The organism is Shewanella chilikensis (assembly GCF_002836945.1).
Classification (GTDB): Bacteria; Pseudomonadota; Gammaproteobacteria; order Enterobacterales; family Shewanellaceae; genus Shewanella; species Shewanella chilikensis.
Window position 1 is genome coordinate 1 of sequence record NZ_NIJM01000056.1, and the last position, 13,666, is coordinate 13,666.

Genomic DNA, 13,666 nt, shown 5'->3' on the forward strand with positions numbered 1-13,666 from the left:
GGTTCAGGTTACAACACGATGATCTCACATCTCGGACTTATTCGCACCTTCCTTAACACGTCTTCGCCGAACTCAAAGGAAAAATGTATATCTAACCAATAGTTGAACACTAGATTTCGACCTGGGAATGCTCAATTACCAAACAATACTTGAGCGAAAAATAAGTTGTTTTTAGTGGGTTGCTAGATTTTTTGATGCCTTATTGGGAAAAGGAGTTTCTTGATGAATGAACTGGCCAATGAACTAGAAAGCAAAGGGTACAATATCAAGATTCAAGGGAATACGATAAAAATTCGCTTGGGGGGCCTAACCAATCCGGTATCGGTTACCTATGATTTGGCAAAAGACCAATATAATGTTGGTACTAGAGATTTACCTCTAGGTATCATCTACGCGTTTCTTTTTTCTATTTCTCTTTACGGAGCTTTAGTTTTCATCAGTTTTTTGCATGCTTTTATGATTGCAGTCTGTGCTTTTGGGTTTGTTTCTCTGATCATCACAGAATTGAGGGTAAGTCCATTGAGGTATTTTATAGAGCAAAAAAATGGGATGAAAAACCTGAGTTCCCTTCCTTAATGGCGAGGTAGTTAGCCTCCTGTCATGTTAGAAAAGGTTCGGTTTAATCAAACATCTGCAATGCAAGTGCAGATAGAAAGAAGATTAATTTTTCGTTCTATAATAGGGGGCTTGATTTTTATTGAAGAGGCGAAATGGTAGATTTAAGTATTTCACAAATAGGTGCTCTGATTCTGCTCCGGAATTTTAAGCTTTCAAACTTGCTAGAGTCAAAAATAATGGGGGCACCATCAAAGGCTGATATCTGGCACTTGCGTTGCAGAAAAGAGGAGCTGCTAACGCTTCAGAAAGCATTGGCCGAAAAACTCAAGAAAAATGAACAAAAATCTTCTCTAGGCTTGGTTCTGGAAGAGATTGATGAAATATGCAAAAAACACAAAGAGCAAGGCTAGGGTGTATTGCTCATTCTGGGGTGAACCTCGCTACGATTAGTTGTTGTCGGCGTTACGCATAAAGGACGGTATGGAATACGTAAACAAACCACCGGGAGTAAGTAGAGAATCGATTAGAGAGCTTGAAGGGGCTTTTGGTGTTAGCTTGCCAAGTGAGTTTTATGATTGGTGGCAGAAAAGTAATGGGGCGGACATCTTTTTTGGTTTTAAAGAGCTGCAATTTTTCTCAATCATAGAAATACTCGGTGAGGATATATACGAGTTAAAGAAGTATATGCCTAACTCAATTCCTGTTTGCATGGATGGGAATGGTAATATTTGCGTGGCAAAAATTGAACAGGGAAAAATTTCTGGCTATTACATCGCTAATAGTGGCGATTTAGGTTGGGATGAGGCCAAATTTGTTGCCAAGTCTCTTGTTGAATTGATAAATGATCAAGTTTCGCCAGAGAGTAGGTTAAATGTTTAAGAACTGGCTGTGGCATTAAGTTTGAATTGCAACGCGTAATTTATTTCGTTCGGTAAAGTTATTTGTTTGCATTATTTGGATGTTGTTTTTTGGAAGGGGAGTAATTGTGATATTGCCAAGTTATTATACGGAATGGCTCAATAGTATTGATACGGCTGAAGCGGTCTGTTACAGAGGAAGTGAGTTCTATTTACTCTCAGAGAGTGAGCTTGCAGATGAAATCACGATAGATAAAAATACAGTTAATACTTTTAATCAGCTTTATGCCTTCATAAAAACTCAATTGGAAGTTTCCGGTAGTTCTCCTTTAACCATTGAGCAATGCAGCACTTGTATTACGATCGGAACTGACAATGGTAACCCGGTTTTTATCGACCTAATGCGTGATTCAGACTTGTTCTGCTATTACCTTGATGGTGGTTATATTGAAGCGAAAGGTGGTAATTTGCTTAGCTTAAGCATGGAAGCGATAATTGATGAGACATGAGGATTGTAACCTACTGGACATACTGGGCCGCTTCCAGTCGAAATTCCGCTGACATCTTCCTCCACATTATTTATCTTCGTTCTAAATGGCTGTATGTACCACAAGCATGACGGATGATAATGGAAGAGTATAGAGATGGAACCCAGTACGTAAAAGAGGATATTTTGCACCATTCATCAGCATCAGGTTTATCAGTTCTAGCCTGATACTGTAACTTTGCTTCCAGAATGCAAAACGTGTCGTGTGGCAGTTGAGCTGGACTAAAAGGTTAGCAACTTTGATTATGTAACAGAGCGAAATGCACTACTGGGTAATACTTGCTGTTTGGCATTTAATTAGGTAATTGAGTGATTGAAAATAAACATCCGAAAACAACAAAGGCTTAGCTAAATTGAATTAGCTAAGCCTTCGAAAAAGTGGTGGCCCCTCCCAGACTCGAACTGGGGACCTAACGATTATGAGTCGTGTGCTCTAACCAACTGAGCTAAGGGGCCGGCTTAAGGCAATCGTCATCACCAGAAGCGGGAGAGAGTATACGAAGTTTAATTGCGCTTGTCACCCGTGTTTTGCGCATTATTGATGTCATTGCTTTCAAGTGGTTATCTGTTAATCAGACTTGAGGCTGAAAGACAATAAAAAACCCCGCGTAGCGGGGTTTTTGTACAAAAGTTTGCTTACTCGTCCAAGAAAGACTTGAGGATTTCCGAGCGGCTCGGGTGACGCAGCTTACGCAGTGCCTTGGCCTCAATCTGACGAATACGTTCACGGGTAACGTCGAACTGCTTGCCCACTTCCTCTAGGGTGTGGTCAGTGTTCATGTCGATACCAAAACGCATTCTGAGGACCTTGGCTTCACGGGCCGTCAGGCCAGCAAGCACTTCATGAGTGGCACTCTTGAGGCTTTCGCTGGTGGCGCTGTCCAGTGGCAACTCGAGGGTAGTATCCTCGATGAAATCCCCCAGATGCGAATCTTCGTCGTCCCCGATAGGGGTCTCCATGGAGATAGGCTCTTTGGCGATTTTCAGCACTTTGCGGATCTTGTCTTCCGGCATCATCATCCGCTCGGCCAGCTCTTCAGGAGAAGGCTCGCGTCCCATTTCCTGCAGCATCTGCCGCGAGATACGGTTGAGCTTGTTGATGGTCTCTATCATGTGTACCGGGATACGTATGGTACGGGCCTGGTCCGCGATTGAACGGGTAATAGCCTGACGGATCCACCAGGTAGCATAGGTAGAGAACTTATAACCACGACGATATTCAAACTTGTCTACAGCCTTCATCAGACCTATGTTGCCCTCCTGGATCAGATCCAGGAACTGCAGGCCACGGTTGGTGTATTTCTTGGCGATAGAAATAACCAGACGCAAGTTGGCTTCAACCATTTCCTTCTTGGCACGGCGAGCCTTGGCTTCACCTATGCTCATGCGGCGGTTGATGTCTTTGATTGAGGCGATAGACAGGCCGGTTTCGGCTTCGATGGCTTCCAGCTTGGCGCGGCAGCGCAGCACGTCTTCCTCGACCATTTTCAGGCCTTCGGCGTATGGCTTGCCGGAGTTCATCTCGGCGTTGAACCAGCTGATATCGGTTTCGTTGCCGGTGAAGAGCTTAACAAAGTTCTTCTTCGGCATTTTGGCTTGTTCAACACAAAGCTTGAGGATCAGGCGTTCCTGAACCCGAACTTTGTCCATCATGCTGCGCATGCTCTTGACCAGACGGTCAAACTGCTTGGGCACCAGACGGAACTCTTTGAAAATCTCGCCAATGTGAAACAGGGTGGCGACTGACTCGGGATGATCGCGTCCCTTGAGTTCGATGAGTTTCAGTGAGTTTTCGTAGACGGTGCGTAGTTGCCCAAAACGCTCACGTGCCTCTTCCGGATCCGGACCTTTTGAGCCTTCATCTTCGGAATCGCTGTCGTCATCGTCATCATCGTCGTCCATATCATCTTCATCATCCAGATCTTCATCGGATAACTCTGAGCCAATATGGGTGGCGCTTGGGCCTACATTGTCTTCATCGGGATTGACAAATCCAGAGATAATGTCGGACAGGCGGATCTCTTCGGCCTCGAACTGATCAAACTGTTCGAGGATCATGGCGATTGCCTGTGGGTACTCGGCGACTGAGCTCTGTACCGTGTTGATGCCTTCTTCGATACGCTTGGCGATCTGAATTTCACCTTCGCGGGTCAGCAGTTCCACTGTTCCCATTTCACGCATATACATGCGTACAGGATCTGTGGTACGGCCCAACTCGCTCTCTACAGAGGCGAGGGCAGCAGCTGCTTCCTCGGCGGCATCTTCATCCGTGCTGTCTTCCGACATCATAATGTCATCGACATCCGGTGCTTCTTCAAACACTCGGATACCCATGTCATTTATCATCTGGATAATATCTTCGATCTGGTCAGAATCGACCATATCTGCAGGCAAGTGGTCATTCACTTCTGCATAGGTTAGGTAACCTTGCTCTTTGCCTTTGGCGAGCAACAGTTTAAGTTGCGACTGCGGAGTTTGATCCATAGATATCATCCAAGTTGGGTAACTGTTACAACGATGGGCAGCGGCCTGGGGCTCTTGCCGCACAAATCGTCAATTATAGCCATGTGCGCATCCCTGTGCTAGTCCGGCGACCGGACCCATAAATTGAGAGAGCTTATTGGCAGCTTTTCATGGCTGCGATTAGCTTCTTAAGCTGTATTTTCTCTTCTTTAGTATGGGTCTGTTTCAGACTTAATTCCTGGTAACGTTGCTCAATGTATTGATTATTCAGCCATACCAGGGATTTTTTGAACTCTTGCTCCAGGTTTTCATCCGCCACTTGATGCTCCCATTGGGCCAGTTTTCTCAGGGCGGAAAATTCGTCCGTATCCCTGAATTGCTCAAGTAGTTGTGCGCTGTTCATCTTCTGGGCGCGAGTCAAATCCAGTAATTCGACCAGCAAGTCTATGCCGGCCATCTGCAAATGCTTAAGAGCCGGTTGGGGGATCAAATTCAGCCCCAACTGTGGGTGTTGTACCAGCAAGGCGACGGCGAGTCGCAGCGGGGTACCCCGGCCCTTAAGCGCTTTATGCCGGGCAGAAGCCACCCCTTGGGGGCTCTTGAATCCCAGCTTTTTCTTTAGATCATCTGCGCTGTTCATGCCGAGCCTGTGTGACAGGTCTTCGAGCAATAGATTTTGCAGCACAGTGTCTTGAATCTTTTCAATCAGAGCAATGGCTTGCTTGGCCAGGTTGCCCTTGTCTGTCCCGTATTTTGTGGTCAGGGTATCGAACAGAAACCCTGTCAGTGTTTGCGCTTCATCTATCAATGCTTCGAAGGCTTCTTTGCCTGTCTTGCGCACCATGGAGTCGGGATCTTCCCCCTGGGGCAAAAACATAAAGCGCACTGTATCGCCGGGCTTCAGCAGTGGCAGGGCGGTTTCCAGTGCGCGCCAGGCTGCTTCTTTACCCGCGTTGTCTCCGTCATAACAGCAAACCACTTCTTTGGCGCTGCGCAGCAACAACTGAAACTGTTCGGCCGTGGTTGAGGTGCCCAGTGAGGCTACCGCATAATCGACCCCAAATTGCGCCAGCGCTACCACGTCCATATAACCTTCGACAATCAGCACTTGCCGAGGTTCTCTGTGGGCTTGTTTCAGCTCATACAGACCGTAAAGCTCATTACCCTTATGAAATATGGGCGTTTCCGGAGAATTCAAGTACTTGGGGGTACCATCTCCCAATACCCTGCCACCAAAGGCTATCACCCGGCCGCGCCTATCGCGGATCGGGAACATCAGTCTGTCACGGAAGCGGTCATAACGCTTACCGTTGTCGTTGCTGATGATCATCCCCGCAGTCAACAGCTTGTCCTGCGACTCTTGCTGCGAGCGGTAACGGCTCAGTAAACCGTCCCAGCCATCGGGGGCAAAGCCTATGCCGAAGCGTTCGACGACCTGGTCTGATAACCCACGAAAGGCCAGATAGTCCAACACCTTCTGTTTGTCCTGGTGTTGTCTGAGCTGGCTTTGATAATACCTGTTGGCCTCTTCCATCAACTGATAGAGATCGCGGCTGAGCCCTTCGTCACGACGACGGTTGGGGTTATTCTCCCGCGGCACTTCCAACCCCAGTTGGCTTGCCAGCTCCTCAATAGCATCGAGGAACTCGAGACGGTCATACTCCATGATGAAGTCGATGGCATTGCCATGGGCTCCACAGCCGAAGCAATGGTAAAACTGTTTGTCTCTGCTGACGGTGAAAGAGGGTGATTTTTCACTGTGGAAAGGGCAACAGGCAGAATAATTCTTACCCGCTTTTTTAAGGGGTACTTTGTGATCAATAAGATCAACTATGTCTGTGCGAGCAATCAGCTCATTGATAAAATCACGAGGTATAGCCATCAGACTGAGTCATGCACCCTTGACCGATGTAAACAAACAAGCCGCGCAGATGCACGGCTTGTTCATACGTGGAAACCCGCTTATTGCAGTTTGGCACGGATCTGGGCACTGATGGCACCCATGTCTGCACGACCCTGAACTTTGGATTTCAACGCTCCCATTACTTTGCCCATATCCGCCATGGTGCTGGCGCCGCTATCCTGGATAGCAGCATCAATTAGCGCAGCGATTTCGCTTTCGCTCAGAGGCTGTGGCAGGAAAGTTTCAATAACTTGAATCTCTGCTGCTTCGGCTTCTGCCAACTCCGGACGACCCGCTGCCTCATATTGGGCAATGGCATCACGGCGTTGTTTCACCATTTTGGTCAAGACAGCTATTATCTGCTCATCATTCAGAGTTTCGCGGGTATCCACTTCAATCTGTTTGATGGCAGCTAATGCCATACGAATCGTACCCAGGCGGACCTTCTCTTTGGCCACCAAGGCTTGTTTCATTTGGTCTTTTAGCTTATCTATCAGGCTCATAAGGAATTAGTATAAACGTACGCGACGTGCGTTTTCGCGAGAAAGCTTCTTGGCCAGACGCTTAACTGCAGCAGCTTTTGCACGCTTACGAGCAGTAGTTGGCTTCTCGTAGAATTCACGAGCACGCACGTCGGCCAGGATACCGGCTTTTTCACAAGAGCGCTTGAAACGACGCAGAGCTACGTCGAATGGTTCGTTTTCACGTACTTTAATAATTGGCATACGCCATCACCCCTTAGGTGTAAGTTTGTATTGAGTCAATCACTTGACCCAAGTGGATTTAAAATGGTGCGGAATTTTAAACCGACAGGCACTGAATGTAAAGTCCCTAAAGTAAATTCACTTTAGCCTACAACTGGAGAAATCTCCTGGTTAGGGGTAGAATTGGCGCCCCTTTTCAGGTGGAAAGATTTCATAGATGCGGGTTTTAGGTATTGAGACATCCTGTGATGAGACAGGAATAGCGGTTTACGACGAAGAGCAGGGGCTGTTATCCCATGCACTCTACAGTCAGGTCAAGTTACATGCCGACTACGGTGGCGTGGTGCCTGAGCTGGCATCACGGGATCATGTACGTAAAATAGTACCGCTGATCCGTGAGGCACTGGCCAAGGCCGATACCCGTATCGAAGATCTGGACGGTATCGCTTACACCAAGGGCCCTGGGCTGATTGGCGCGCTTTTGGTGGGGGCTTGCGTCGGTCGCTCCTTGGCATTTGCCTGGAATAAGCCTGCAGTAGGTGTTCATCATATGGAAGGACATCTGCTGGCGCCCATGTTGGAAGAGGATGCACCTGAGTTCCCCTTTGTGGCGCTCTTGGTTTCCGGAGGTCACTCCATGCTGGTGAAGGTAGAAGGCATAGGTCGCTACGAAGTACTGGGTGAGTCCATAGACGATGCGGCCGGTGAAGCCTTCGACAAGACCGCCAAACTGATGGGGCTTGATTATCCTGGTGGCCCAAGACTGGCTAAACTCGCCGCCAAGGGCGAAAAGTCCGGTTATAAGTTTCCTCGGCCGATGACGGACAGACCGGGGTTGGATTTTAGTTTCTCAGGGTTGAAAACCTACGCCGCCAATACCATAGCCGCCGAACCGGATGATGAACAGACCCGTGCCAATATCGCCAGGGCCTTTGAAGAAGCCGTGGTCGATACCATGGTTATCAAGTGCCGCCGCGCACTGGAGCAAACCGGCTTTAAGCGCTTGGTTATTGCCGGCGGTGTCAGTGCCAACACCCGCCTGAGAAGTTCACTGGCCGAGTTGATGCAGAGCCGAGGCGGCAAGGTTTTCTATCCCAGAGGTGAGTTCTGTACAGATAACGGCGCTATGATAGCCTACGCGGGCTTGCAACGCCTCAAAGCCGGCGAGCGTGAGACGTTGGCGGTAAAAGGGCAGCCGCGTTGGCCGCTGGATACGTTGGAAGCGGTTTCCTGAAACCCGGCAATATAGTTTAAAGTACCTGAAAAGCAAAAGGCGCCACTGGCGCCTTTTGGGTTTTTAATATTGTCTTCACAACCGTGACCTTGCAGGCCCTATTTAGTGCGCCTGGAGCGGGATACTTTGGACTCCTCTCCTTTGAGCAGGCGGCGAATATTATCCTTGTGGCGCACTATGATCAGAGTCGATAGCATCGCCACAGGTAGGGTAAATCTGTCATCCAGCCACCAGGTATATAAAGGTGCCAGCAGGGCGGTAACCAAAGCCGCCAGCGATGAGTAGCGGGTCAGTAAAACCACCACTAACCAGGTGCCCATCAAACACAGCGCCAAGCCTTCACCTATGGGCGCCATGGCACCGAGCGCTGTGGCTACGCCTTTGCCGCCTTTGAAACCGAAGAAAATCGGGTATATGTGCCCCAGGCAGGCGGCAATGGCTATTACTCCGAGCCAGACGGCATCTATCCCCATCAGATAAGCGGTATAAGCGGGCAGAGCTCCTTTGAGCATATCGAAGAAAAACACCATGGCGGCGGCCCAGGTGCCGCCGATACGCAGCACATTGGTTGCGCCCGGGTTGCCCGAACCCTTGCCTCTGGGGTCCGGCAAGCCCTTGAGACGGCATACCAGCACGGCGCTGGAGATAGAGCCGAGCAGGTAAGCGGCCACAATCATCATTGGGGTCAGTACCATGGTACTCAAATTGGTTTCCTTACTCGTCTTAAGGTATTATCGCGCACACTGAAAAATGCAGCCCTTGCCCGGATAACCCAAGGTGAAAATCTTGACCGCCTGCTGGTGGTTAAAATCTCGGGTTCATCTTGTCCTTCAATGCCTTATCCTACTTAAGATCGGGCCAGGTAGAAAGGGGCTACAGTGAATATCTCCGGAACGCGTCGGATTATAGCGGTTTTATCGCCGTTAGCTTATCTGACCTCAGGCCCGGCAGTTGTTAAGGGGGATTTTATGGACAGAGTGCTGATACGGGAATTACAGATAGAGACAGTTATTGGGATCTATGAGTGGGAAAAGCAGGTGCACCAGACGCTGCTTATCGATCTGGATATGGCCTGGGATAACAGAGCCGCCGCAGACAGTGATGATTACAGCCAGGCGCTCTGTTATGAAACCGTCAGCAAGCGCCTTACTGCCTTGATTACCGAAAAGCCTATTGAGCTGATTGAAACCGTGGCCGAAATGATAGCCCACTGTCTGATGAGTGAGTTTGCAGTGCCTTGGGTCAAGGTGCGGGTGATGAAGCCCGGCGCCGTTCCTTCGGCCAAAGCGGTCGGTGTTGAAATCGAGCGTGGTATCTAACGGCAATATGGCACATATCTACATCAGTCTGGGTAGCAATATCGACCCGGAACATTATTTACGTGCAGCTATCAAAGAGCTGCACGCTGCTTTTGGCGAGCTGCTGTTGTCATCGGTTTACGAGAGTGAATCGGTGGGATTCAAGGGCAGCAACTTTCTCAATATGGTGGTGGGCGCTCATACCTCGCTCGGTATTGCCGAAGTGGTGGCCTGCTTCAAGCAGATAGAATTGCGTCATGGTCGGCTCCCGGGAGCAAAGAAATTTGCTCCGCGCACCTTGGATCTGGATCTGCTGCTCTACGATGACAAGGTCTGTCAGCAGCCCATTGTTTTACCCAGAGCCGAGATCCTGACCAATGCTTTTGTGCTTTGGCCGCTGGCAGAGTTGGCACCGCAAACCAAGCATCCTCTGGCACAACTCAGCTATCAGCAGTTGTGGCAGGAATATGACAAGGCCAGTCAGAAACTCTGGCCTATCGCTTTCGATTGGGGCCTGTCGGCCTGATTTTTTAAAGGACAATTATGGACACATTACAGGTCATTATCCTTGCCCTGATCCAGGGCCTGACTGAATTTTTGCCTATTTCCAGCTCGGCGCATCTTATTTTGCCCTCTCAGTTACTTGGCTGGGAAGATCAAGGACTGGCCTTTGATGTGGCGGTGCACATAGGTTCACTGCTCGCTGTGGTACTTTACTTCCGCGCTGAAATCATCGCTATGCTGAACGCCTGGTTTGGCAGCATATTCAAGGGTAATCACAGCGCCGAGAGTAAACTGGCCTGGTGGATTATTCTGGCTACTATACCTGCAGTCATCTTTGGTTTTATGGCCAAAGATCTGGTTGAAACTTATCTGCGGGGCCCGGGCGTTATCGCTATCACTACTGTGGTATTCGGTTTGCTGCTCTGGTGGTCAGATAAGATGGCGCGGCTTGAGCTTAGTGAGTATCAAACAGGTTGGCGCAAGGCATTGATGATAGGTTTTGCCCAGGCACTGGCGCTTATTCCCGGCACCAGTCGCTCGGGGATCACCATGACGGCGGCCTTGATGCTGGGGCTTAATCGCGAGGCGGCGGCGCGTTTCTCTTTTTTGATGTCGATTCCAGTGATCCTGGGGGCTGCGCTGCTGATGGGCAAAGATCTGCTCGAAGGTGGGCATGTGATTGACTGGCAGGCGTTGATTTTGGGGGTAGTGCTTTCTTTTATAGCGGCCTTCACCTGTATTCACTTGTTTTTGAAGATTATCAGCAAGATGGGCATGCTGCCTTTCGTGATCTATCGTTTGGCGCTCGGCGCACTCCTGTGCGGCTTTATCTTTCTGTGAGGCCCTAGATGAATTCAGTGCAATTTCAGTGCCCGGTTTGCCAGAGTGAGCTCAGGCAACATCAGGCATCCAGAGGTTTTTACTGCGCCAACAAGCATCACTTCGATCGCCAGGAGGATGGCTATTGGTTGCTGGCCAAGCCCAAGAGCGCGGCGGTGCACGCCTTGTCGCGTCAGGCGCTGCGGGCCCGGCGTTTTTTGCTGCAGTCTGAGTTGATGGCGCCTTTGCATCAGGCGCTCAATCTCAAGCTGGCCAGGCTTGCTGAAAACTGTGATGCCTTGCTTGACCCCAACGCTGGAGATGGCGCCTTGCAGCAGATGCTGCAACTGCCGGATGGGCTGCAACGCTTGCTAATCAGTGATGCGCAAAATGCCGCCTTCGCCGCGGCCAAGGCAATGCCTGAGGCGCAGGTATTTCTCAGTGTTGCCAAACGCTTACCCTTTGAAGACGCGCAGTTTTCACTGGTGACTTTGCTTGATGGACAGCTCAAGGGCAAGGAGATCCCCAGGGTGATGAAGCCGGGGGCACATCTTGTGATGTTGGCACCCGGGCCCAGACACTTATGGCAGTTGCGTGAGCAATTGAGTGCTGACCTTAAGCTGCGGGAGTTCAGCATCAGCCTGCCGGCGGAGTTGACTGTGCTGGAAACCGAGAGCTTGAGTTTTTCGCTGGATGTCAGTGGTGAACAGGCGTTGACGCTTCTGGAAACCACTCCCTATGCCTGGCGCGCCGGTGAAAAGCAGAAGCGCTCGATTGCAGGACGGGCCATTGAAGGGCTGGAGCTGGATTACCGTTTGTTGGTGATCAAACGAAACTGAGTCTGAACCTGGGGTTTCGGGCTGGAAAGTGAAGATTGATTGGGAATGTCGGTAAGTTTTGACGGGGACAGCTTGTAGCTTGGAGAATAAATCAAATCGGCAACACCTTGGTGTTGCCGATCCGGGACTGAATTACTTCTTGTAACGAGAAGCAACGTTGTCCAAGCGGTCGTTAGCACGCTTAGCTTCAGACTGAGCGTCCATAGCAGCAGCTTTGGCATCTTTAACGTCAGCAGACAGTTTGCCTTGCTCTGCTTTCAGAGAGCTAACTTCGGCTGATAATTGATCAACTTTGTTGCCCAGGTTAGCAACGCTTTCTTCCAGAGCAGTGGTGTTGGCACAGCCGCCCAGCAGAGCAGTCATTGCTACGCCAGCAATCATCAGTACTTTTTTGTTCATGAAGAAATCCCTTTAGATAGGTTGGATTTTTAATGGCTCGACTGTAAAACAGCCGACACCGCCTAATTATGTCATAGTCAATTTATTTTGCTACGAATATTCACGCACAGGCCGCTTAACCTTATCGAATACTCATTGAATTGCCAAGTCTTTGGGAAAATAGCCAGTTTTTTTCGCTATTTTTTTAACATAACTGAAATTATCACTGTCAATATCTTGCCTTTCTCTCAGGAAACGGCGGAATTCAGTAACAGTTGCTTTTCTTGACGTACGGCGGCAATCCGCTGTCGTACGAGTTGTTCCCTGATGGCCGGGCCTTTGTGCCCTGCTGCCACTATGGGTTTGACATCTATCGCCGATGCCACAGCAAACAACTGCCTCAATGCCTGCGCCTGAGGGTAGGGGGTTTGTTCAAGTCCGGTGCGGCCCTTGGCATCGGCCTCACAGGCCAGTGCCAACTGCTCCAGGCGCTCTGGCTTACGCCAGAAGTCAGCTTTGTCGAAGATTTTCACTATGGTTTCCGGCTTGAGCTCCATCAAATTATGAATATTTTGATGCTGATCGCTGACCAGCAACGCCAGATCCCGATACTCGGAAGGCACTCTCAGCCGCTCACACAGATTGCGGATAGGCGCCAGACCTTTCTGGCCGTGACCGTGATGTTTGGGCAAGATGTCGGCCGGGGTCAAAGCCTTACCGAGATCGTGTACCAGCGCGGCAAAGCGCACCGCTTTGTCCTGGGTCAGTCTTGCGGCTTGCTCCAATACCATTAGTGTGTGAATGCCGCTATCGATTTCAGGATGCCACTTGGCCGGTTGTGGTACGCCGAACAGGGCATCGATTTCCGGCATCAGTGCTTGTAAGGCGTTAACCTGGCGCAGTACTTCAAAAAACACTTGGGGCTGTTCGCAGCCGAGCACCTTATCCAGTTCCTGCCAGACCCGCTCCGGCGTCAGCGCGCTAAGCTCGGGGCCAGTGGCAATTTCCTGCATCAGAGCCAGGGTTTCCGGGGCGATACTGAAACCTTGAGGTGCAAAGCGGGCGGCAAATCTGGCTACTCTGAGTACCCGCAACGGGTCTTCAATAAAGGCAGGAGAAACATGCCTCAGCACCCGGGCTGCAATATCCTTTTGGCCATCGTAAGGGTCATGCAGCTCGCCATCTTCACTTTGGGCTATGGCATTAATGGTTAAGTCCCGTCGCAACAGATCCTCTTCCAGGGTAACATCGGGCGCCGCATAGCAGGAGAAGCCGCCGTAACCCAAGCCCGTCTTACGCTCGGTTCTTGCCAAGGCATATTCCTCCTGGGTTTTTGGGTGCAGAAACACAGGGAAATCCTTGCCCACCTGTCGGTATCCCAGTGAGACCATCTGCTCCGGAGTCGCTCCGACGACCAGATGATCCCTGTCTTTGACAGGCAAACCCAATAGCTTGTCGCGTACCGCACCGCCAACCAGATAAATCTGCACGCTTGTGAATTCCTTATAATGACTGCTTTGGTATTGGCCTCAGGATAACATGAGACCAGGCCGTGGGGGATT

The 13,666-nt window shown here is 50.0% G+C and carries 16 protein-coding genes and 1 tRNA gene; 9 read left to right on the forward strand and 8 right to left on the reverse strand.

The window, feature by feature from the left end:
• The first annotated feature begins 222 nt into the window (after positions 1-222).
• The 4 genes from CX651_RS16660 (at position 223) to CX651_RS16675 (ending at position 1,924) form a co-directional block, all read left to right on the forward strand.
• A complete protein-coding gene (locus CX651_RS16660; RefSeq protein ID WP_101056987.1) occupies positions 223-576 on the forward strand; it encodes a hypothetical protein in 354 nt (117 codons plus the stop codon).
• A gap of 134 nt (positions 577-710) precedes the next feature.
• Positions 711-968 (forward strand): hypothetical protein, encoded by a 258-nt coding sequence (locus tag CX651_RS16665; protein WP_101056989.1) that lies wholly within the window; start codon positions 711-713, stop codon positions 966-968.
• Positions 969-1,038: 70 nt separating this feature from the next.
• Positions 1,039-1,437, forward strand: a complete 399-nt coding sequence (locus CX651_RS16670; RefSeq protein WP_101056991.1) for an SMI1/KNR4 family protein — start codon at positions 1,039-1,041, stop codon at positions 1,435-1,437.
• 106 nt (positions 1,438-1,543) lie between these two features.
• Positions 1,544-1,924, forward strand: a complete 381-nt coding sequence (locus CX651_RS16675) for a hypothetical protein (protein ID WP_167398125.1) — start codon at positions 1,544-1,546, stop codon at positions 1,922-1,924.
• A 417-nt stretch (positions 1,925-2,341) separates the two neighbouring features.
• Here CX651_RS16675 and CX651_RS16680 read toward each other — a convergent pair.
• The 5 genes from CX651_RS16680 to rpsU all read right to left on the reverse strand — a co-directional run bounded on the left by CX651_RS16680 (position 2,342) and on the right by rpsU (position 7,053).
• Positions 2,342-2,418 (reverse strand) — tRNA-Ile (locus tag CX651_RS16680).
• A 180-nt stretch (positions 2,419-2,598) separates the two neighbouring features.
• Positions 2,599-4,446 carry an RNA polymerase sigma factor RpoD gene (gene rpoD / locus CX651_RS16685; protein WP_101056995.1) on the reverse strand — a complete coding sequence of 616 codons (1,848 nt, stop codon included), beginning with the start codon at positions 4,444-4,446 and terminating at the stop codon, positions 2,599-2,601.
• 133 nt (positions 4,447-4,579) lie between these two features.
• Positions 4,580-6,307 (reverse strand): DNA primase, encoded by a 1,728-nt coding sequence (gene dnaG / locus CX651_RS16690; RefSeq protein WP_039034928.1) that lies wholly within the window; start codon positions 6,305-6,307, stop codon positions 4,580-4,582.
• A gap of 80 nt (positions 6,308-6,387) precedes the next feature.
• Positions 6,388-6,831 (reverse strand): GatB/YqeY domain-containing protein, encoded by a 444-nt coding sequence (locus CX651_RS16695; protein WP_025010513.1) that lies wholly within the window; start codon positions 6,829-6,831, stop codon positions 6,388-6,390.
• A gap of 6 nt (positions 6,832-6,837) precedes the next feature.
• Positions 6,838-7,053, reverse strand: coding sequence for a 30S ribosomal protein S21 (gene rpsU / locus CX651_RS16700; RefSeq protein ID WP_006080725.1), 216 nt, complete (start codon positions 7,051-7,053; stop codon positions 6,838-6,840).
• 196 nt (positions 7,054-7,249) lie between these two features.
• Between rpsU and tsaD the strand changes: the two genes are divergently transcribed.
• Entirely contained in the window at positions 7,250-8,266 is a 1,017-nt protein-coding gene (gene tsaD, locus CX651_RS16705) for a tRNA (adenosine(37)-N6)-threonylcarbamoyltransferase complex transferase subunit TsaD (protein ID WP_101056997.1), read from the forward strand.
• Between the two features lie 98 nt (positions 8,267-8,364).
• Here tsaD and plsY read toward each other — a convergent pair whose 3' ends face one another.
• Positions 8,365-8,961, reverse strand: a complete 597-nt coding sequence (gene plsY / locus CX651_RS16710; protein ID WP_373296862.1) for a glycerol-3-phosphate 1-O-acyltransferase PlsY — start codon at positions 8,959-8,961, stop codon at positions 8,365-8,367.
• 273 nt (positions 8,962-9,234) lie between these two features.
• Here plsY and folB point away from each other — a divergent pair, with 273 nt between their 5' ends.
• From folB to CX651_RS16730, 4 genes are read left to right on the forward strand one after another with little or no spacing between them, the layout of a single operon-like run.
• The gene (gene folB, locus CX651_RS16715; RefSeq protein ID WP_101057001.1) at positions 9,235-9,585 is read left to right on the forward strand and encodes a dihydroneopterin aldolase; all 351 of its coding nucleotides are present in this window, start codon (positions 9,235-9,237) and stop codon (positions 9,583-9,585) included.
• A gap of 7 nt (positions 9,586-9,592) precedes the next feature.
• Positions 9,593-10,090 carry a 2-amino-4-hydroxy-6-hydroxymethyldihydropteridine diphosphokinase gene (gene folK / locus CX651_RS16720; protein WP_101057003.1) on the forward strand — a complete coding sequence of 166 codons (498 nt, stop codon included), beginning with the start codon at positions 9,593-9,595 and terminating at the stop codon, positions 10,088-10,090.
• Between the two features lie 17 nt (positions 10,091-10,107).
• Positions 10,108-10,908, forward strand: a complete 801-nt coding sequence (locus CX651_RS16725) for an undecaprenyl-diphosphate phosphatase (RefSeq protein ID WP_101057005.1) — start codon at positions 10,108-10,110, stop codon at positions 10,906-10,908.
• 8 nt (positions 10,909-10,916) lie between these two features.
• A complete protein-coding gene (locus CX651_RS16730) occupies positions 10,917-11,726 on the forward strand; it encodes a putative RNA methyltransferase (RefSeq protein WP_101057007.1) in 810 nt (269 codons plus the stop codon).
• A gap of 132 nt (positions 11,727-11,858) precedes the next feature.
• On the opposite strand, the gene CX651_RS16735 is transcribed toward CX651_RS16730, so the two are convergent.
• Both CX651_RS16735 and CX651_RS16740 read right to left on the reverse strand, forming a co-directional pair.
• A complete protein-coding gene (locus CX651_RS16735) occupies positions 11,859-12,125 on the reverse strand; it encodes an Lpp/OprI family alanine-zipper lipoprotein (RefSeq protein WP_025010519.1) in 267 nt (88 codons plus the stop codon).
• A gap of 227 nt (positions 12,126-12,352) precedes the next feature.
• Positions 12,353-13,594 (reverse strand): multifunctional CCA addition/repair protein, encoded by a 1,242-nt coding sequence (locus CX651_RS16740; protein ID WP_101057009.1) that lies wholly within the window; start codon positions 13,592-13,594, stop codon positions 12,353-12,355.
• Between the last annotated feature and the right edge of the window lie 72 nt (positions 13,595-13,666).